The following is a 20,811-nucleotide window of genomic DNA, read 5'->3' on the forward strand; positions in this document are numbered from 1 at the left end:
AACATTACATAAAGTAATGTTTGAATTGACTGTGCTGAATCTTTCGATTCAATGGTCACTTCGTTTCATTGAAACCTAATTTGATACCGAGGTATCTAATTGGATTATCATCAACGAGTGCCCACACAGATTGATAGGTCTATATTGTTAAAGAGCTTGCTTATCAAGAAGTTTTTCTCTCAAAGCGGAGGTGCATTTTAACGAGATAATTGAGAGTGTCAAACACTTTTTTCAATTTATTTTCTCAGAAGCTTTTCACCTCTCCGACTCTGCTGAAGCCTTATCGCGTCTGCCGTGTCGGTGGATGCGCATTATAGGGAACTCTGATCCGTTCGCAACCCTTTTTTGAAAAAAAATGGAAAAAACTGACTGTTCGATGACTATTTCATCAAAAAAGCAAAAAAGAGGGTAAAAAACCCTCTTTTTCTGCCTCAAAAGCCGTATTTAAATGAATGCGTACGCGTCTGCGAACATACGTTCACTCTTCGCTTTCTTGTTCTGAGTGAACTGTTCACGAGCTGCGCCAGCCATTTCGAAACGACCTGCAATATAGATATCGTAGTTTTCTAAGCTTTCGAAATCTTCACTCACCGCTTGTAGTACGTTACCAACTTTACCTTGCCAGTCGGCAGGTGCTTCTTCTACTACTGGAATAAAGTGAACGTTAGCAAACTTTGTAGCGATCTCGACTAACTCTTCTTTAGCGTAAAGTTGGCAATTGTCGCGCGCACCCCAGTATAGATAGATAGGATTGGTTTTGTTCTGTGCAACACAGTGATCCAGAATAGAACGCACGTAACTAAAGCCAGTACCACCAGCAATCAATAATAGTGGGCGTTCGCTTTCTTCTTGAACCCAAGCGTCACCATGTGGGGCATCAATCTCGATATGACCATCTGTTTCTAGTGCCGCTTGCATTGCTTCAACGACTTCTAGTGCATAAGCGTTGTGTTCCGCCGCACCGATGTGCAGTTCAAGTTCACCTTCATGACGACATGGGCTGCTCGCAATAGAGAAAGGACGTTTGTCTTTTTCACCCATCACTACCATAAGGTACTGACCTGCTTTAAAAGGTACAGGTGATTCTGGATGAAGAAGGATTTGATAAGTATTACAAGCTAACGGCTGAATAGACTTTACTTTACATTGGATGGTCATGGTGTTCCTCTCGCTTACTCATCAAAAGTAAGCACTAAATTACTTTCTGTATAGGCTTGGCAAGGGAATATCCAACCTTGCTGTTGCTCTTTTTCGGTTAGCATCGGTTCGAGGTGATAGCTCACCTCGCCCGTTAGCTTTTTACACATGCACATGGCGCAAGCGCCAACTTGGCAACGGTGCGGGAAGCGAATATTGTTGTTGAGCGCAGCTTCCAACACCGTCTCCCCTTCTTTTAATTGGAACCTAACGTCCATTGGTAGAAGGTGGACTTGATGACTCATAGAATACCTAACTGGTCCCAAATCTCATCGACTTTAGCCACAAGTTTAGGATCTTTTTTGATAGGCGTACCCCACTCGCGCGTGACTTCGGATTCAAACTTATTGGTCGCATCGAGCCCAAGTTTAGATGAGCTACCCGCCTTACCACGAACTTGAGTGGTATCTCTGTCTGGATCCATTCGGGTTGTTACAGCCCAAATGATGTCATTCCAATCTCGCGCATTAACGTCATCGTCGCACAAGATAATGAATTTATTATCCGTGTACTGAGCAAAGAATTCCCACAGGTACTCCATCAAGGCTTGCGATTGACCAGCTTGGTCTTTCTTCATGGTCACGACAGCAAACCGGTTACTTGCTGTTGCAGGTAGATAGATATCGACAATCTCAGGGCGTTGCTGTTTTAGCGCATCTAGATCAGACTGGGTAATCACTTTATTGTCACGTTCGTTGACCTTGATTCGTGTCGCCAGTTCAGCATCCCATTTAATAGTCGCATCTAAACCCATCTTGGAGCCAAGACCAACCACAGGCGAAGCAAAGTCAAGTGAGTCGATTGGCGTGTTGTCTATCATCAAGGTGTCACGTACAGGATCCATATGCTCTGACATGGCTTTAACGACATCATTCCAATCTCGCGCGTTTACCGATTCATCGCACACAATAACAAACTTGGTGTACATGAATTGACGTAAGAAAGACCATACTCCCATCATTACGCGCTTGGCATGTCCTGGGTACTGCTTCTTCATAGTGACGACCGCCATTCGGTACGAACAACCTTCCGGCGGTAGGTAGAAGTCTTCAATCTCTGGGAACTGCTTTTGCAGAATCGGCACAAACACTTCGTTTAATGCCACACCCAATACAGCTGGTTCATCTGGCGGACGGCCTGTGTAGGTACTGTGGTAGATTGGGTCTTTACGCATGGTAATGTGCGTGATGGTAAATACGTGGTGCTTTTCTTTTTCGTTGTAGTAGCCAGTGTGGTCGCCATAAGGACCTTCATCGGCAAACTCGTTCGGGTCGATATAGCCTTCCATCACGATTTCAGCGCTCGCTGGCACTTCCAAATCATTACTGACTGACTTCAAGACTTCCGTTTTGCTGCCACGTAGCAAACCTGCAAATGCGTATTCCGATAGCGTATCTGGCACTGGCGTTACTGCACCAAGAATGGTAGCTGGGTCTGCACCAAACGCAACCGAAACAGGGAAAGGTTTACCTGGATTAGTTTCCATCCAATCGCGCAGGTCAAGCGCACCACCTCGGTGGGCTAGCCAACGCATGATGATTTTGTTCTTGGCGATTTTCTGTTGGCGGTAAATACCTAGGTTCTGACGTTTCTTGTTTGGCCCCTTGGTCACGGTTAATCCCCACGTAAGCAGTGGCGCAACGTCTTCCGCCCAGCAACTCATCACCGGGATTTTATCCAAATCGACTTCATCACCTTGCCACACAATCTCTTGGCATGGCGCTTTTCTTAAGTGCTTGGCTGGCATGTTCAATACTTGCTTGAACACTGGCAGTTTTTCCAATGCGTCTTTGAAGCCTTTTGGTGGCTCAGGTTCTTTCAAATAAGCCAGCAGCTTACCGACTTCTCTTAATTCTTTAACGTCTTCACGTCCCATACCAATCGCGACACGCTCTGGCGTACCAAATAGGTTCGTCAAAACAGGTACGTCGTAGCCAATTGGGTTCTCAAACAACAGCGCAGGGCCACCAGCACGCAAGGTACGGTCGCTAATTTCTGTCATTTCGTAAACGGGGTCGACGGGGTGAGTGATGCGTTTAAGTCGACCTTTCTGTTCTAGGTGGTCGATAAATTCGCGTAAATCCTTAAAACTCATAGGCCTTCATGCTGGCTGATTAAACTGTCCGCAGTATAACAAATAGGAGGACGCTAAGATCCTCCTATTTTGTGTGGGTATGTGAGCTCGATAGCGACAAGAGTTGTTACTTAAAGAACATCAACAACGGTTATTCCAAGAATTCCGCAATCTGTCGTGTTTTTACTTGGTGATTGTTTGAGACCAACTCTTCTAACCACGAGTGATGCCCTTGCTTTGCGAGTTCTCTAGCAACCAAAGTAGCTTCTTCTGAAAGTGCCATCTTGGCCACTAGGAATTGTTTTACGTCATGAGAGAGTGGATTGGACCTTGTGAGCAGTTCAATCGCATAAGGTTTTAAGGTTGGATTGACGGTGGAATTCATCAACTGTTGTAGTGAAAACTCATCTCCAACTTCTGCTAATCTGGCTAACTCTGTTTGGCTGTTGTAATCCGCACGCATACGCCACAACAGATCGTACACCGCCTGATTTTGGCTTACTTGTGCCAAACGTACAATCACGGCTGTGGATGGCAGCCAACTGGTAACATTAGCATGGGTTAATTGTTTGGTCAGTGCTTCAAGTGCGTTGGGAGACAAACTGTCTAGCTCGCGAATAAGCAGCGCCTCTCTGGTTTGTACTTGTTGTGAAGTGCCAGTAAGCCAATCTTTCAAGTCAAGCTCTTGTCGCTCTGCCGCTAAAACAAACTCCAATGTACTTTGGTCTTGCTTCCAGCGCTTAATCAGGCGACTGGAAATCGCAGGGAAATTAAACGCAGGCACACTAAATTCATAACCATCACCACGCTCAAGCACTTGGTAAGTCGGCGTAATACTGATCTGAGATTCGACAAAAATAGCCATTCTCGGCGTGAGGATGATTTCTTGTTGCTCTAGTTTTTCGAGCAATAGGAAGCGTACGACTTCTTGTTGAGGAAAAGCCAATCGGTCGAGGGCGAATTTGAGAGAGTCGACTTCGTCTCTGACTGCATAATCGAGCAATTCAGATACTTTGGTCTGTATATGGGTATCCTGAAGCCACTGTTCTACTACGGTTTCCTGCATTTCCTTGGCAGATAACATCGCGGGTAGTGTGATAAGTGACAAGCTCAGGAGTAATGACGACAACATTCCTTGTTGCATGTTAACCTCCCGATAACATTTCCTTCATTCTGCTGCTTCTATCGGGAGAAAGCAATAAAAAAGCCACCGATATACGGTGGCTCTTCGCAGAATTGCTTATCTGAGACTATTGACGACGCATTGCATCGAAGAACTCGTCGTTGGTCTTCGTCATCGCTAGCTTGTCGATTAGGAACTCCATCGCGTCAGTTTCGCCCATTGGGTGAACGATCTTACGTAGAATCCACATCTTCTGAAGTTCTTCGTTCTTAGTTAGAAGCTCTTCACGACGTGTGCCGCTGCGGTTGAAGTCAATCGCAGGGAATACACGTTTCTCTGCAATCTTACGGTTCAAGTGGATTTCCATGTTACCTGTACCCTTGAACTCTTCGTAGATAACTTCGTCCATCTTAGAACCAGTATCGACTAGAGCCGTAGCAAGGATAGTTAGGCTGCCGCCTTCTTCTACGTTACGCGCAGCACCGAAGAAACGCTTAGGACGGTGTAGTGCGTTTGCATCCACACCACCAGTTAGTACTTTACCTGATGAAGGCACTACGGTGTTGTATGCACGAGCTAGACGAGTGATAGAGTCAAGCAGGATAACCACGTCTTTCTTGTGTTCAACAAGACGTTTTGCTTTCTCGATTACCATTTCCGCAACTTGTACGTGGCGAGAAGCTGGCTCATCGAACGTTGACGCTACTACTTCACCTTTAACTAGACGCTGCATCTCTGTTACTTCTTCAGGACGTTCGTCGATAAGAAGTACCATCAACTCACACTCTGGGTGGTTGTATGCGATGCTTTGAGCGATGTTTTGCAGAAGCATTGTCTTACCCGCTTTAGGCGGAGCAACAATCAGACCACGTTGACCTTTACCAATTGGCGATGCCAAGTCTAAAACACGTGCTGTGATGTCTTCTGTAGAACCGTTACCGCGCTCCATAACCATACGCTCGTTAGCGTGTAGAGGCGTTAAGTTCTCGAATAGGATCTTGTTACGAGCGTTGTCTGGTTTGTCGTCGTTTACTGTGTTGACTTTTAGCAGAGCAAAGTAACGCTCACCGTCTTTTGGTGGGCGAATTTTACCAGCAATTGAGTCACCAGTACGTAGGTTGAAGCGACGAATCTGACTTGGCGAAACGTAGATGTCGTCTGGACCAGCAAGGTATGAGCTGTCCGCGCTACGTAGGAAACCAAAGCCGTCTTGCAGAATCTCCAGAACCCCATCGCCAAAGATGTCTTCGCCGCCTTTCGCGTGCGCTTTAAGAATTGCGAAGATGATGTCTTGTTTTCTTAGACGAGCTAGGTTCTCAAGACCCAGGCTTTCGCCAAGCTTTACAAGGTCAGACACAGGTCTGTTCTTCAGTTCAGTAAGATTCATGGTGGTGGATGCTTGTTTAGTCAAAATAAGATCTGTTTTCTAGTTAAGATGGATTTGGTCTCAGGATCGACCAAGAAGAGAAATTTGTTCAATTAACGCGCGATAAGTTAGCACTAATTAATATTCTAGTCCAGAGTTAGAAAAACAAAACCGCGCATTGTCATATTGCACGGTTTTGTTTGTAATCACTTGGTGATTATAGGTTTGCGTCTAGGAACTCTTTTAGTTGAGTCTTAGACAGAGCACCAACTTTCGTTGCCGCTACGTTACCGTCTTTAAATAACAGTAGCGTTGGAATGCCGCGAATACCAAACTTAGGTGGTGTACCTGCGTTATGGTCAATGTTTAGTTTACCGATAGTGAGTTTGCCTTCGTACTCGTCAGCGATTTCGTCCAGGATAGGAGCGATCATTTTACAAGGACCACACCATTCTGCCCAAAAATCAACTAGAACCGGGCCTGCAGCGTTGATTACATCGTTTTCAAAACCGTCATCAGTAAGCTGCAAAATCTTATCACTCATCTTCCACTCCAATGTGTTTTTCGAAACTGGTTGGATGATAACCAGTAAATAGATGCCCTATTGGAATGTATTTACTTTCTTATTGCAAGCTTTAGCTGATATTCTATCGCCATGAAAAAGACGCATATCACAGAGCAAAAGTTCGCCGATTTGGGTTTAAAGCCCCAAGTTACTGAAGGATTGGAGAAAAAAGGGTTCGAATATTGTACCCCTATCCAAGCCTTGGCGTTGCCGGTACTGCTCACCGGCCAAGACATTGCAGGCCAGGCCCAAACGGGTACTGGTAAAACCCTCGCGTTTCTTACTGCTACCTTCAACCACCTTCTGACCACACCAGAGCACGAAGGTCGTAAGCCAACTCAACCGCGCGCAATCATTATGGCGCCAACGCGTGAGCTAGCGATTCAGATCTTTAACGATGCTGAGCCTTTGATTGCGAGCACAGGTCTTAAAGCGGCTTTAGCTTACGGTGGCGAAAGCTACGATAAGCAACTTGCCAAGCTTCAAGATGGTGTAGACATTCTTATTGGCACTACTGGCCGTATCATTGATTTCTACAAGCAGCGCGTATTCAACCTAAACAACATTCAAGCCGTTGTTCTTGATGAAGCCGACCGTATGTTCGATCTTGGCTTTATTAAAGACATTCGTTTCTTGTTCCGTCGTATGCCTGAGCCAAAAGAGCGTTTGAACATGCTGTTCTCAGCGACGCTGTCTTACCGCGTACAAGAATTAGCTTTCGAACACATGCACAACCCTGAGCACGTTGTGGTTGAGCCAGAGCAAAAAACTGGTCATCGCATCCAAGAAGAGCTTTTCTACCCTTCGAATGAAGACAAGATGGCACTGCTTCAAACGCTTATTGAAGAAGAATGGCCAGACCGCGCGATCGTTTTTGCTAACACTAAGCATAAGTGTGAGTCGATTTGGGGTCACCTAGCAGCCGATGGTCACCGTGTTGGTCTACTGACTGGTGATGTACCACAGAAGAAGCGTGAAAAAATCCTTGAGCAATTCACTCGTGGTGAAGTTGACCTACTAGTCGCAACTGACGTTGCAGCACGTGGTCTTCATATTCCTCAAGTTACACACGTATTCAACTTCGACCTACCAGATGACTGTGAAGATTACGTTCACCGTATCGGTCGTACTGGTCGTGCTGGCGCAAGCGGTCACTCTATTAGCTTTGCTTGTGAAGATTACGCAATCAACCTGCCACCAATCGAAGAATACATTGAGCACGCAATCCCAGTTTCTGATTACGACGCTTCGGCTCTAATCCAAGATCTGCCTGCACCACTTCGTATGCGCGCGCCTCGTACTCAGCAACGTCGCACCAATACAGGTGGCACTCGCTCTGGTAACCGCAAGCCGCAAGGACGTCGTCCTCGTCAGCCGCGTCAATCAGCGCCAAAACAATCATAAAAGGAAACTGAAGTCGTTTATGAGTCAAGCAGGATCATCACCGCTATACGCCGCCATCGACCTCGGGTCGAACAGTTTTCACATGCTCGTTGTGCGTCACATCGATGGCAGCGTTCAAACTATGGCTAAAATTAAGCGCAAAGTTCGTCTGGCCGCGGGCTTAGATGAACATAACTCTCTTAGTATGGAAGCTATGCAGCGAGGATGGGACTGCTTAAGTCTATTTGCAGAACGCTTGCAGGATATTCCTAAACAGAACATCCGCATTGTGGGTACCGCGACATTGCGAACCGCGACCAATGTGGATGTTTTTCTAGAGAAGGCGAACCAAATTTTAGGTCAGCCTATCGAAGTGATTACCGGCGAAGAAGAAGCTGCCACTATATATAAAGGTGTTGCACACACCTCTGGCGGTAGTGGTCGTCGCCTTGTGGTCGATATCGGCGGTGCAAGTACCGAGCTGATTATCGGTGAAGGTTTCGAAGCCAAAGCACTGACCAGTCTGAAAATGGGCTGTGTGACTTGGTTAGAGAACTTCTTCAAAGACCGCCAACTGAACGCACATAACTTCGACGCTGCCATTGAAGGCGCGAAGCAAACTCTGATGCCGATCTTAGAGCAGTACACCGACCTAGGTTGGGATGTATGTGTTGGGGCATCTGGTACCGTTCAAGCACTACAAGAGATAATGCTAGCGCAGGGTATGGACGAAGTGATTACTCACTCCAAACTTAAGCGCCTACAGAAGCAGGCGATGCTTGCTGATCACTTGGAAGAACTCGATATTGAAGGTCTGACCCTAGAGCGTGCTCTGGTATTCCCAAGTGGCTTATCCATTTTAATTGCGATCTTTGAGCTACTAGAAATCGATGCCATGACACTGGCTGGCGGCGCACTGCGTGAAGGCTTGGTGTACGAGATGGTTGACGAGCTTCGTCAAAACGACATCCGTGCACGCACCATTTGCAGCGTACAAAACCGTTACCAGCTAGATTGCCAATACGGCGAACAAGTTGCAAAACTTGCGGGCAAACTGCTTGAGCAAGTTGGCGGTGAAGCTTGGGTTGCAGAACCTCAGGGTAAAGTCCTGCTGGAAACAACAGCCAAACTGCACGAAATCGGTCTAACTATCGACTTCAAAAAGGGCGGTGAGCACAGCGCTTACCTGCTACAGCATCTGGATTTGCCTGGTTACACCCGTGCACAGAAGTTCTTTATCGGTGAAATTGCTCGCCGTTACCGTGAACAACTGACGTCACTGCCTGAGCAACATGCCCTTTCAGGCACCAGTGGTAAACGCGTACTGCGCCTATTGCGTCTTGCGGTTTTACTCAGCCATCGTCGTAATCCAGATCTAGAGCCAAATGTAACTCTAACAGCAGAAGGCGACAAACTGACGCTCAACATTGATGCGCAGTGGCTAGAGGCAAACCCACTGACAGCCGCTGAGTTGGAAATTGAATCCAACCGTCAGACAGACATCGGCTGGCCGTTAAGTATCGTGACTTGCTAAACCTCACGATAACTTATTGCTTGGTTGAAGGTCCCTATCGGGGCCTTTTTTATTGCTCATTTTACCTTCGTACAGCTTAGCGAGCTTTTGGACACCCATGATCTAATTACCCCCCACGCTGTACAAAACGCTCCAAACCCTAGTAAACAGATACAAAAAAGCCGCTTGATTTGAGCAAGCGGCTTTCGGGGTTCCCACTGATATTAAGACTGAACGCTTGTCGTCACCTTAAAATCAGGGTTCACCGCAGTCAGTTTCTTAATTAGGTAATTCAGTAATACGCCGTACATAGGAACGAACAAACCAAGACTGATAATCAGTTTGAAGCCGTAATCCACCAGCGCGATTTCCGTCCAATGCTCCGCCATAAATGGATCTGGACTTTGGTAGAACGCAATGGCGAAGAAAGCGATGGTATCAAGTGCATTACCGAAAAGCGTTGAACACGTTGGTGCCACCCACCATTGCTTCATTTGACGTAGGCGGTTGAACACGTGCACATCCATGATCTGACCAAGTAGATACGCCATGAAACTAGCAATCGCGATACGAGCAACGAATAAGTTAAATTCCCCTAGGTGACCAAAACCTTGGAATTGACCTTCGAAGAACACCACCGATAAGAAGTAAGACACTGCCAAAGCAGGCAACATCACTAAGAAGATGATCTTACGTGCCAACTGAGCACCGAAAATACGCACGGTTAAATCAGTCGCTAAGAAGATAAATGGGAAAGTGAATGCACCCCAAGTGGTATGGAAACCGAAAATAGTAAACGGTAGCTGAACTAGGTAATTGCTAGATGCAATAATGACTAGGTGGAATAGAACCAGATAGATAAGGGCGTTGCGCTGCTGCGCAGGGGTAAAGTTACTCATGCGATACCTTTTTAGTTTGGTTTGGGGGTGAGGGAACCCAAATCGAGTCACTGAATAAAGTGGCTCTTACCAACAATGTAAAATGAAAAATAAACTGGCTTGGCTCATTCTGAGCGAAGCGGTGGGCGATTATACATTAACCACTTTTCGCCGCAAGCCGTCTGTTTTACGCAAACGTTTGAGCATAAAAAAGGGTGTTTCATGTGAAACACCCTTTCTAGAAAAATTCTATTTTTAGAAGCCGCGTTGGAACAATCCTGCGAGATAATCCAACTCTTCCCTGCTCTCTTCAATCGCTAACGCTTCAAACCAAATCGCTTCACTGTAATGCTCTGCTTTCATAAACAGTCGGCAACCTTCAAAGTCGATCAACCAAGAGTGAATGTCCGCATCCCACTGCTTTTCCACCACAGTAGCGGAAAGCAGTCCGACTAAACGCTCACCTAAAGCAGGAAAGCTATCAAGGTCAAAGCTCGGCGCGGTAATGATTAAGCGCCCTTCTTGTGCCATGTAGTCCGCTAAGCCAAATTCCTTTTGCATCTTGGTTCCTTATCCGTGGTGAGTAATGTGTTCTTGAATCAAATCGAGGAATGGATCGGCGTACTTCTCCAGTTTGCGCTGACCAACGCCGCTGACTGCCAGCATTTCGCCGTAAGACGTTGGCAGAATTTCCGCCATATCAATCAGAGTCGCGTCACTAAAGACTACGTATGGTGGCAAACCATCTTCATCAGCAATCGACTTACGCAGCTTACGTAACTTAGCAAACAGCTTTTTGTCGTAGTTCTTGCTGGTCAGTTTATCTGACTTCGCCGCACGTGCTGCGGTGTCTAAACGTGGTACCGCTAACTCGAGAGTCACATCGCCACGTAGCAGCGGACGCGCCTCTTCAGTAAGTTGCAGCGTTGAGTTACGCGTGATGTTTTGGAACAGCAGCCCTTTGTGGATTAACTGACGGAAGATACTCACCCAGTAATCGTGGCTGTGGTCGCGACCTATCGCGTAGGTAGAAATCTTATCGTGCCCGTTTTCACGTACACGAATATTTTGCATGCCACGTAGCACTTCTACCACGTAGCCCATACCAAAGCTCTGATTAACACGGTACACACAAGACAACGCCTTACGCGCTTCTTCCGTGGCATCAAAGTGTTTCGGTGGATCTAAGCAAATATCGCAGTTGCCACATGGCTTCTCACGATACTCACCAAAGTAATTCAATAGCACCTGACGACGACAAGTTTGCGCCTCAGCAAAGGCACTCATCGCATTCAGTTTGTGGGTTTCCACCTGCTTCTGTGGACCATCGTCTTTCTCATCCAACATACGACGCAGCCAACTGATGTCCGCTGGGTCATACAACATCATCGCTTCCGCAGGCAAACCATCACGCCCTGCACGACCGGTTTCCTGATAGTAGGACTCGATATTACGCGGGATATCAAAGTGAACCACAAAGCGCACGTTTGGTTTGTTGATGCCCATACCGAATGCCACAGTCGCCACTACGATTTGGATATCATCACGTTGGAAAGCTTCTTGAACGTAAGCGCGCTCGTCCGCATCCATACCGGCGTGATAACCAGCAGCACGAATGTGGTTGTTACACAACTTCTCGGTCACCATCTCAACTTTCTTACGGCTACCACAATAAATGATGCCGCAATTACCTTTTTGGGTCTCAAGATAACGAACGATTTGCGAAACCGGCTTGTGCTTCTCAACTAAGTTGTAGCGAATGTTGGGACGATCGAAGCTGCCTAGATAAACCTCTGGATTATTCAGTTGCAGGCGCTCAAGAATATCTCGGCGTGTTGCGTCATCTGCGGTCGCCGTCAGCGCCATAAATGGCACATGGGAAAACTGCTGCTTAAGTTGACCAAGCGCGGCGTATTCGGGACGGAAGTCGTGCCCCCACTGGGAAATACAGTGCGCTTCATCGACGGCAATCATCGATAGCGGCAAGTTTTCCAAGCGCTCAATGAAGTCACGCATCAATACACGTTCTGGCGAGACGTACACCAACTTAAGATGCCCGGTATGCATACGGTTATACACACTGAGCAATTCATCACGAGGCATGGTCGAGTTAATGCACTCAGCCGCCACACCGTTGGCTTTAAGCTGGTCCACTTGGTCCTTCATCAGCGAGATAAGCGGAGAAATCACCAAAGTAATGCCAGAGCGAACCAAAGCAGGAATTTGATAGCACAGCGACTTACCGCCACCAGTAGGCAGGATAACTAAGCTGTCGCGACCTTCTACCGCGGCATCAATCACCAACTGCTGACCATCACGGAACTCTTGGTAACCAAACACATCCTCCAACACACGTTGAGGCGTCAAAGGCGAGTCTGATTGTTCGGCTAACAAGGTAGAGGTCATGAAAAATCTCAGATTGGGTCTTAAAAAGAGGTGCTTATGCATGCCACTAGCACGCAAAGTGAGGGCACATTGTAATGGGGTTTCATGGTGAATAAAACCGCAAATTGTTAGGTGATTCAGCTCACGACTCGTATACTGATTTTCTGCTCTATAAAAACTCAATTAGGTGACATCCCATGACACCAGAAGAACAACAACGCGCACGGCAAGGCGTCTTGCTTGCAGTTGGTGCGTACACCATGTGGGGCATCGCACCCATTTACTTCAAATCGATTGCTGAAGTCTCACCACTTGAGATCTTAAGCCACCGAGTGTTTTGGTCTTTCTTTTTGCTAGCCGCACTCCTCCATTTTGGTCGCCAATGGCGCTCGGTTCGAGACATCATTAAAAATAAAACCAAGATGATGTATTTAATTTCCACTGCCATTTTGGTCGGGGCTAACTGGCTGATCTTCATCTGGGCGGTCACCTCAAATCATATGCTCGATGCCAGTCTCGGCTATTACATCAACCCATTAATCAATGTGTTACTCGGGATGGTGTTTCTAGGAGAGAGGTTACGTAAGCTGCAATGGTTCGCAGTCGCGCTAGCGGCTTGTGGTGTATTAGTGCAGCTGATCGTGTTTGGCTCTGTCCCTGTGGTTGCTATCGCTCTGGCAATGAGCTTTGGTTTTTACGGCCTACTGCGTAAGAAAGTCAGTGTGGAAGCACAAACGGGGTTATTCATTGAAACTCTCGTCATGTTGCCTGCGGCAAGTATCTTTCTGTTTTTTATTGCCAGTACCCCAACCTCAAACATGTTTGAGAACCCATGGCAGCTGAATACCTTACTGATCGCCGCTGGTGTGATCACGACCCTACCGCTACTGTGTTTTACTGGCGCTGCAACCCGTCTAAAGCTATCGACGTTGGGCTTCTTCCAATATATTGGTCCAAGTTTGATGTTCTTGCTTGCGGTACTGATCTACGGCGAACCGTTCACCAGTGATAAAGCCATCACCTTCGCCTTTATTTGGGGCGCCTTGGTGGTATTTAGCTTTGATGGCCTGCGTAATAACCGCAAGTCACGCAAAGCGGCTCGTGCTGCCTGATCGTTTTTTACAAGACATTTAAGAAATTGATGGATAAGCTTGGTCATAATGTGACCAAGCTTTTTTTATTTAATGGAACATATTCAGTACTACGCTACCGACCATGACAACTTGAGTCTGATAGAGGCGAAATACCAGAAATTTGCTTTTCAAAGGCATTACCATCTGGATTTTCATCTCGGTCTGATCACGCATGGCGCGCAGAAGTTCCAATACCAAGGTAACAGCCACCAAGTTGGTCACGGGCAAATTGTGATTATGCCACCGGATGAGCTGCACGACGGGCAATCTAAGCTCGAAAGTGGCTACGAAGTAAATGTGTTTGCGATCGAACCTCACCTATTGAGCGATCTGGCTGATCTTAAGCAAAACGGTCAAATAATACACTTCAACGAGCTGATCATCTCGGATCCACAGACATTTTCACAACTTAGTAACTTACATGGGCTACTTCGTCGTGAAAACCTCAGCCAACTCACCAAAGATTGCCTTCCTTTTGAAGGATTTAACCAGCTTTTTGATCGCTACGGATCGCTTGAGCGACAAAAAGTAGTACCACTTGGGAATCAATCGCTTGGGACGTTAAAAGATTATCTAATGGCGAACCTCGACCAAGCGGTGCGTTTGGATTCACTTTCAGAGCTGTGCCAACTGAGCCCAACTCAGTTCCAGCGCCACTTTAAAGCGCAAACCGGCATGACGCCTTATGCATGGTTCGCACGCCTACGCCTCGAACAAGGCATGAAGTTACTACAATCAGGTCAATGTGGTACCGACGTCGCCCATCAGATCGGTTTCTACGATCAAGCGCATTTCAGCAAAGCGTTTAAACAGACCTACGGCGTTTCCCCTTCTCAAGTGACTCGTTAATTTCATTTACCGAGAAAGCTGTCAGTTTTTTACAAGCGCCACAGGTGACTTGCCACGACAATAGCCGCATTGGTTATATTTGAGATGTGTTATGAATGAATCCACCATATTGCTGACGCTCGCCAGCATTCACTTTATTGCCCTAATGAGTCCCGGTCCCGACTTTGCGTTGGTCGTACAAAACGCGACGCGTCATGGTCGTCAAACTGGCTTGTACATTGCGTTGGGATTGTCTGTCGGTATTTTGCTGCACTCTTTATTCAGCCTGACAGGCGTGAGTTACATCGTCCACCAGCACCCAGTGTTGTATTCGGTGGTGCAACTGCTCGGTGGTAGTTATCTGCTCTATTTAGGTATTGGTGCATTGCGCGCCGTGATCTCAATGATCAAAAATCCAATGGCGGATCAACCTAAGAAGCAAAACAACCTAGTGATCAGCAATAAGCGTCAGGCATTTGCTAAAGGATTTGCGACCAACATTCTTAACCCGAAAGCCTTGGTGTTCTTTATCAGTTTGATGTCGAGCTTAGTCCCTGCAGGTATGTCGATCACTGGCAAAGGTATTGCTTTGGTCATCTTGTTTGGCTTGTCGCTATTCTGGTTCTCTAGCCTTGCATGGATGCTGTCGACACAGCGCTTACAACGTAAATTGCAACAAGCAGGCATCTATATCGACGGTCTGTGTGGCGTGGTATTTACTCTCGTGGGCGGCAGTATTTTGTACCAAACCATCAGCACTTTTATCGGATAAAGTACTGATTTAAAAGCGTAGCACAATCGACATTTCTAAGATTGCTGACTCGACGTGACTCTTCATGACTGCCAAGCTGAAAGCACAAAACTGGCAACATGGAGAGTCATCATGCATTGGACGTTCAACCGACTCGTGACCACGGGTCTTTTTCTTACTTCCCCACTCGTCTTATCTACCTCAGCCTTTGCTAACCAAGCAGCAGATGCGGTTGCACCGGAGCACAGTACTGGCTTCGAGCAAAAGCAATTGGTCAAAGCCAAAGATTATATGGTCACCGCAGCCAACCCACTAGCCACCCAAGCTGGGGCAGACGTTCTTGCTCAAGGTGGTAATGCTATTGATGCCATGGTTGCCGTGCAACTGATGCTGGGCTTGGTAGAACCCCAATCTTCAGGCATTGGTGGTGGCGCCTTCTTAGTGTATTGGGACAGTGAGAAACAAAAACTGACTACGTATGATGGACGCGAAACCGCACCGCTCGCCGCGACGCCGAAACTCTTCCTAGATGACAAAGGACAACCTCTGCAGTTTTACGATGCGGTTGTCGGTGGGCGCTCCGTTGCTACTCCTGGCACTGTGAAACTGCTGTGGGATACGCACCAGAAATACGGCAAGTTGGAATGGAAAAAGATCATCCAACCTGTGATTACCTTGGCTGAGCAAGGTTTCGAGGTCAGTCCTCGCCTCGCGAGTCTGATTGAGAAAGATGCCAAGCGCCTATCACGCTTCCCTGCAACTAAGGCTTACTTCTTTAATCCAGATGGCTCACCAAAAACCGAAGGCACGTTGTTGAAAAACCCTGAATACGCGCAAACTCTGACGGCAATTGCAGAGCAAGGGGCAAAAGCTTTCTATCAAGGCGATATCGCCACAGACATCATCAAGACAGTACAGAATGCACCGGGCAATCCTGGCGTATTGGCACAACCTGACTTTGATGCGTTCCAAATCAAGCAACGTGAACCGGTTTGTGCGGCTTATCAGAGCTATGACATCTGCGGTATGGGACCACCTAGCTCCGGCGCATTGACGGTTGGACAGATTCTCGCGATCACCGAGCAATACGATCTTAAAGGTTGGGGAGCCGAAAGCTCGAAATCATGGCAAGTGATCGCCGATGCATCGCGCCTTGCGTTTGCGGATCGCGGTAAATACATGGCTGACCAAGATTATGTGCCAATGCCAACCGAAGGCTTGCTTGATCAAGATTACCTCAAACAACGTGCTGAGCTCATTCAAGTCGGTAAAGCGTTGAGTAAGGTTGAAGCCGGCAACCCTCCTTGGTCGCACGCCATGAACCTAAGCATGGACCAATCAATCGAGCTGCCTTCCACCAGCCATTTCAATATCGTCGATAAGCAAGGCAATGTGGTTTCAATGACAACAACCATTGAAAACGCTTTTGGCTCACGCTTGATGGTGCGTGGCTTCTTGCTCAATAACGAACTGACTGATTTCTCTTTCCGCACTCATCAAGATGGAGTGCCAATCGCGAACCGCTTAGAACCGGGCAAACGCCCACGTTCATCCATGGCACCGACCATAATGATGAAGAACGATAAGCCTTACATGGCAATTGGCTCACCGGGTGGCAGCCGCATCATTGGTTACGTCGCACAAGCCATTATCGCCCACACGCAATGGGATATGGACATCCAAAGCGCGATTAATCAGCCACGATTACTGAACCGTTTTGGTACCTTAGATATTGAGCAAGGTACCGCTGCAGAAGGCTTACAGCCTGAGTTGGAAAAGATGGGTTTTAAAACTGATGTTCGTGATTTGAACTCTGGACTGCATGCGATACGTATAACAAAAGACGGTCTTGAGGGCGCAGCCGATCCAAGGCGTGAAGGTGCCGCTATCGGGCAGTAAGAGTCTTTCGCTCGCCCCCTTGTGCGAGATCTCTCACAAAGGGTTGAGCAAACCTCTCTTTTTTAATGGTAAAACCGTACAACAAAGAACATAACTCATTGAATTTAATATTTATGTATCTTTTTTGAACGCAAAGAGAGTGAAAAAATGTGAGATTAGCCCGTTGTTGGAAATCGTTAAACACGTAATATCAAACCTGTCGGAAGGATGCTGACACGGAACAGGAAACACCACGGACTTGGTGAACTTCAGGAAGAAGAAACGGTTATTCAGGATGAATAGTCGGGCATGGATTGCAAAATTGGACATTGAACGGAATCAATAGTGACTAGGATGGTTGCTACTAAGGACGGGAAATGGACACCTCTGGACGAGGCAAGGATTTGAACATCAGGATGATGTCAGGGACACCGCTCAGGGAACAAGTGATGAGAGCTAACGAGGATGGTTAGCAGACCAGGATAAGGTCATTAAGGACACCGCTAGGAAGGCGACGTAAGGATTAAGCTGACGGATTCAGCACACTATCATGGATTAGATGCATGGAGCACTCTTAGTAGCCGGATTGCTGCGAGTAAGACTATAACCCCGATGGGCGCAAGCCCTCGGGGTTTTTCTTTGCCTAAAATTTTTCTCAGCAGCTAGCTCTACTGAGAACAGACATTCACCAACAACACCAGACTTTCCCTTCAAACAGCATCGTTAAATCGCGCTTTCGCATTCCATTTATCATTCCATTTTTTACTGCGTTAGCGACACAAAAACAGCACAAACAAAAAGAGCCGCCGAAGCAGCTCTTGAGTTGATGATACCAATCACAGTAAATTAGTGATCAGAAATAGCGTAGGGAAAATGCTTGAGAACAAGGCGCAATTTTTCGATAAGTAGTTATTCTACAATCAAAAATTGCAACGCAGTTATCGAGTATTTTAACAAGCTAGAATGACTAGTTATTTACTACGATTGGTATGAGTTTTGGTGAAGCCTTACAGTTTCTCTAGCCGTGCGTAAGCAGTCACCAACCATTTGATGCCCTCACCATTAAAGGCAATCTGTACACGGCTCTGTGGACCACTGCCTTCGAAGTTGATGATGGTGCCCTCACCAAACTTAGGATGCATCACACGAGAACCTAGCGTAAAGCCAGTTTCATTAAAGCTCTCTTTCACCGCCGTTTGGCTAAATCGACCGCTGCTTGTGGGACGGCTAACTTGCGCCTTCATGCGTACTTCGTCTAAACAAGTTTCTGGCAGTTCACGTATGAAGCGAGACGGTTTATGGTACTTATCCTGACCGTACAAACGGCGCATTTCAGCATAAGTGATGTACAGTTTCTGCATTGCACGGGTCATGCCTACGTAACACAGACGGCGTTCTTCTTCTAAACGCCCTGCTTCTTCTGCCGACATTTGGCTTGGGAACATGCCTTCTTCCACACCGACCATAAACACTAATGGGAACTCTAGACCTTTCGCACTGTGCAATGTCATGAGCTGAACCGCATCTTCAAACTCGTCCGCTTGTCCTTCGCCCGCTTCTAATGCTGCGTGGGTTAGGAATGCCGTCAGCAGTGACATGTCCTCGGCTTCTTCTGGTTTCTCGAATTGGCGAGTTGCGGTCACCAATTCCTCCAAGTTCTCAATACGCGCCTTAGACTTTTCGCCCTTTTCTTGCTCGTACATCGCAAACAAGCCCGAGTATTTGATCACATGGTCAGTTTGGTGATGCAGCGGCATCTCGATGGTGTCGTCTTCTAGTGCTGTGACAAGCTCGATAAAACGACTCAGAGCACCAGCAGCACGACCTGCAAGTACCTTCTCATCCAACATCGCCACACTCGCTTCCCACATGGTGCAACCACGATCACGAGCCGCAAAACGGATGGTTTCAAGCGTCTTATCACCCAAACCACGTGTTGGCGTATTCACTACACGTTCAAATGCCGCATCATCATTACGGTTGGCAATCAGACGCATGTAGCTCAAGGCATCTTTGATTTCCTGACGTTCGAAGAATCGCATGCCGCCGTAGATACGGTAAGGCAGACCAGCTTGGATTAGTGCTTCTTCAAGAACACGCGACTGGGCGTTATTACGGTAAAGCATTGCAGCGTCATTCAGAGCACCGCCCTTGTCTTGCCACTCTTTGATTTTGTTTACCGCAAAACGGGCTTCGTCTAGTTCGTTGTAAGCGCTATAAATCGAGATAGGCTCACCGACAACGCCATCAGTCCAAAGCTCTTTACCCATACGCTCGGTGTTATTCGCGATCAGAGCGTTGGACGCTTCCAGAATGGTCTTGGTTGAACGGTAGTTTTGTTCAAGACGAATGGTATTCACGCTTGGGAATTCCAGCGTAAATTTCTCAATATTCTCGACTTTTGCACCACGCCAGCCGTAAATCGACTGATCGTCATCACCTACGATCATCACATGACACTCAGGACCCGCCATCATACGTAGCCAAGCATATTGAATGTTGTTGGTATCTTGGAACTCGTCCACCAAGATATGCTTAAAGCGTGCTTGGTAGTGTTCACGGACGAACTTGTTATCACGCAGTAGCTCATGTGCGCGCAGCAAGATTTCCGCAAAATCGACTAAACCAGCACGATCACACGCTTCTTGGTAAGCGGTGTATAGCTGCAGATATGTCTTGGTCACTGGATCATGGTACGCATCAATGTGCGACGGGCGCAGACCTTCGTCTTTCTTGCCGTTAATCCACCATGCAACTTGGCGCGCTGGCCACTGCTTCTCATCGAGGTTTTGCGCTTTGATCAAACGCTTTAGTAGACGCTGTTGGTCGTCACTGTCGATGATTTGGAAGTCTTCCGGTAGCTTGGCATCAAGATAGTGCGCGCGCAGAATACGGTGACAAATGCCGTGGAAAGTACCATTCCACATACCGCCTGCACTGCCCATCATTAGCTCTTCGATACGTCCACGCATCTCTGCCGCCGCCTTATTGGTAAAGGTTACCGACATAATTGAGAACGGAGATGATTGCTCGACCGACATCAACCAAGCGATACGGTGAACAAGAACGCGTGTCTTACCACTCCCTGCACCAGCAAGGACGAGCAAGTTTTCTAGAGGTGCTGCAACGGCTTCACGTTGTTTGTCATTCAAACCGTCGAGTAATAGAGATGGATCCATCATGATGAGAGCTACTGGTTATTTATACATAAAAATAGATTATAACCTAAACAACCTCTTCAGATTAGACAAAAATTCATAAAAAATTCGTCGTTTTTTTACTCGATACATCAATAAGTTATATAAATTCCATTCTTTAAAACCATTTGTTGCGAAAATTTTTCTGAAAGTTTTTTAGCCAGTTTCCTATCTTTTAAGTTAAGCAAGTTGATAACAAAAACGCCAAAACAGGCGATTCATCTTGCCAACTTAAAGTAAAGGAAATCATACAGAGGAATTTATTATGAAAAAGTCGAATCTAGCTGTAACTGCTGCTGTTACTGGTCTTCTAGCTCTTGGTGGCACAATGCTAACTGCAGCTCCAGCTGTCGCTGCTGATAAAGAGAAGTGCTACGGCGTTTCCAAAGCAGGTAAAAACGACTGTGCAACGAAAAGCAGCTCATGTGCTGGTACTTCTAAAGAAGATAACCAAAAAGACGCATTCGTAGTCGTACCAAAAGGTCTATGTGACAAACTCGTTGGCGGTAGCACTTCTTCTTCATAATCTTTTATCGCTAG

General features: G+C 46.9%; 17 protein-coding genes. 7 read left to right on the forward strand and 10 right to left on the reverse strand.

Going from position 1 to position 20,811, the window contains the following annotated elements; genetic code table 11:
* Positions 1-444: 444 nt before the first annotated feature.
* The 6 genes from fre to trxA all read right to left on the reverse strand — a co-directional run bounded on the left by fre (position 445) and on the right by trxA (position 6,304).
* Positions 445-1,158 (reverse strand): NAD(P)H-flavin reductase, encoded by a 714-nt coding sequence (gene fre, locus QTO06_RS21675; RefSeq protein WP_331409739.1) that lies wholly within the window; start codon positions 1,156-1,158, stop codon positions 445-447.
* 14 nt (positions 1,159-1,172) lie between these two features.
* A complete protein-coding gene (locus QTO06_RS21680; protein WP_331409740.1) occupies positions 1,173-1,442 on the reverse strand; it encodes a 2Fe-2S iron-sulfur cluster-binding protein in 270 nt (89 codons plus the stop codon).
* A complete protein-coding gene (gene ubiD / locus QTO06_RS21685) occupies positions 1,439-3,292 on the reverse strand; it encodes a 4-hydroxy-3-polyprenylbenzoate decarboxylase (protein WP_331409741.1) in 1,854 nt (617 codons plus the stop codon). The genes QTO06_RS21680 and ubiD overlap by 4 nt, the downstream gene beginning before the upstream one ends.
* 130 nt (positions 3,293-3,422) lie before the next feature.
* Complete coding sequence (locus QTO06_RS21690; RefSeq protein WP_331409743.1) at positions 3,423-4,415, reverse strand: hypothetical protein; 993 nt, start codon at positions 4,413-4,415, stop codon at positions 3,423-3,425.
* 106 nt (positions 4,416-4,521) lie between these two features.
* Entirely contained in the window at positions 4,522-5,781 is a 1,260-nt protein-coding gene (gene rho, locus QTO06_RS21695) for a transcription termination factor Rho (RefSeq protein ID WP_005535997.1), read from the reverse strand.
* 196 nt (positions 5,782-5,977) lie between these two features.
* Positions 5,978-6,304 (reverse strand): thioredoxin TrxA, encoded by a 327-nt coding sequence (gene trxA, locus QTO06_RS21700; RefSeq protein WP_004745500.1) that lies wholly within the window; start codon positions 6,302-6,304, stop codon positions 5,978-5,980.
* 111 nt (positions 6,305-6,415) lie between these two features.
* Here trxA and rhlB point away from each other — a divergent pair, with 111 nt between their 5' ends.
* A complete protein-coding gene (rhlB, locus tag QTO06_RS21705) occupies positions 6,416-7,729 on the forward strand; it encodes an ATP-dependent RNA helicase RhlB (protein WP_005430306.1) in 1,314 nt (437 codons plus the stop codon).
* A gap of 19 nt (positions 7,730-7,748) precedes the next feature.
* Positions 7,749-9,242: a guanosine-5'-triphosphate,3'-diphosphate diphosphatase gene (gene gppA, locus QTO06_RS21710; RefSeq protein WP_331409746.1), complete on the forward strand. Its 1,494-nt coding sequence runs from the start codon at positions 7,749-7,751 to the stop codon at positions 9,240-9,242.
* A 203-nt stretch (positions 9,243-9,445) separates the two neighbouring features.
* Here the strand turns inward: gppA and QTO06_RS21715 are convergent, their stop codons facing one another.
* The 3 genes from QTO06_RS21715 to recQ form a co-directional block, all read right to left on the reverse strand.
* Positions 9,446-10,120 (reverse strand): 7-cyano-7-deazaguanine/7-aminomethyl-7-deazaguanine transporter, encoded by a 675-nt coding sequence (locus QTO06_RS21715; RefSeq protein WP_005378770.1) that lies wholly within the window; start codon positions 10,118-10,120, stop codon positions 9,446-9,448.
* Positions 10,121-10,354: 234 nt separating this feature from the next.
* Entirely contained in the window at positions 10,355-10,660 is a 306-nt protein-coding gene (locus QTO06_RS21720; RefSeq protein ID WP_005378772.1) for a DUF3630 family protein, read from the reverse strand.
* A gap of 9 nt (positions 10,661-10,669) precedes the next feature.
* A complete protein-coding gene (gene recQ, locus QTO06_RS21725) occupies positions 10,670-12,505 on the reverse strand; it encodes an ATP-dependent DNA helicase RecQ (RefSeq protein WP_274290705.1) in 1,836 nt (611 codons plus the stop codon).
* A 176-nt stretch (positions 12,506-12,681) separates the two neighbouring features.
* Between recQ and rarD the strand changes: the two genes are divergently transcribed.
* From rarD to ggt, 4 genes are all read left to right on the forward strand, one after another.
* Positions 12,682-13,596 carry an EamA family transporter RarD gene (gene rarD, locus QTO06_RS21730; protein ID WP_331409752.1) on the forward strand — a complete coding sequence of 305 codons (915 nt, stop codon included), beginning with the start codon at positions 12,682-12,684 and terminating at the stop codon, positions 13,594-13,596.
* A 72-nt stretch (positions 13,597-13,668) separates the two neighbouring features.
* Entirely contained in the window at positions 13,669-14,466 is a 798-nt protein-coding gene (locus QTO06_RS21735; protein ID WP_331409754.1) for an AraC family transcriptional regulator, read from the forward strand.
* A 91-nt stretch (positions 14,467-14,557) separates the two neighbouring features.
* Positions 14,558-15,217: a LysE family translocator gene (locus QTO06_RS21740; RefSeq protein WP_009696781.1), complete on the forward strand. Its 660-nt coding sequence runs from the start codon at positions 14,558-14,560 to the stop codon at positions 15,215-15,217.
* A 111-nt stretch (positions 15,218-15,328) separates the two neighbouring features.
* On the forward strand, positions 15,329-17,095 hold the full coding sequence (ggt, locus tag QTO06_RS21745; RefSeq protein ID WP_331409755.1) for a gamma-glutamyltransferase: 1,767 nt from the start codon (positions 15,329-15,331) through the stop codon (positions 17,093-17,095).
* Between the two features lie 986 nt (positions 17,096-18,081).
* Here the strand turns inward: ggt and uvrD are convergent.
* On the reverse strand, positions 18,082-20,256 hold the full coding sequence (gene uvrD, locus QTO06_RS21750) for a DNA helicase II (RefSeq protein ID WP_331409756.1): 2,175 nt from the start codon (positions 20,254-20,256) through the stop codon (positions 18,082-18,084).
* Between the two features lie 280 nt (positions 20,257-20,536).
* On the opposite strand from uvrD, the gene QTO06_RS21755 reads away from it, so the two are divergent.
* Positions 20,537-20,797 carry a BufA1 family periplasmic bufferin-type metallophore gene (locus tag QTO06_RS21755; protein WP_005451246.1) on the forward strand — a complete coding sequence of 87 codons (261 nt, stop codon included), beginning with the start codon at positions 20,537-20,539 and terminating at the stop codon, positions 20,795-20,797.
* The last annotated feature ends 14 nt before the right edge of the window (positions 20,798-20,811 follow it).

Origin of the sequence: Vibrio sp. M260121 (assembly GCF_036533715.1) — a bacterium.
Classification (GTDB): Bacteria; Pseudomonadota; Gammaproteobacteria; order Enterobacterales; family Vibrionaceae; genus Vibrio.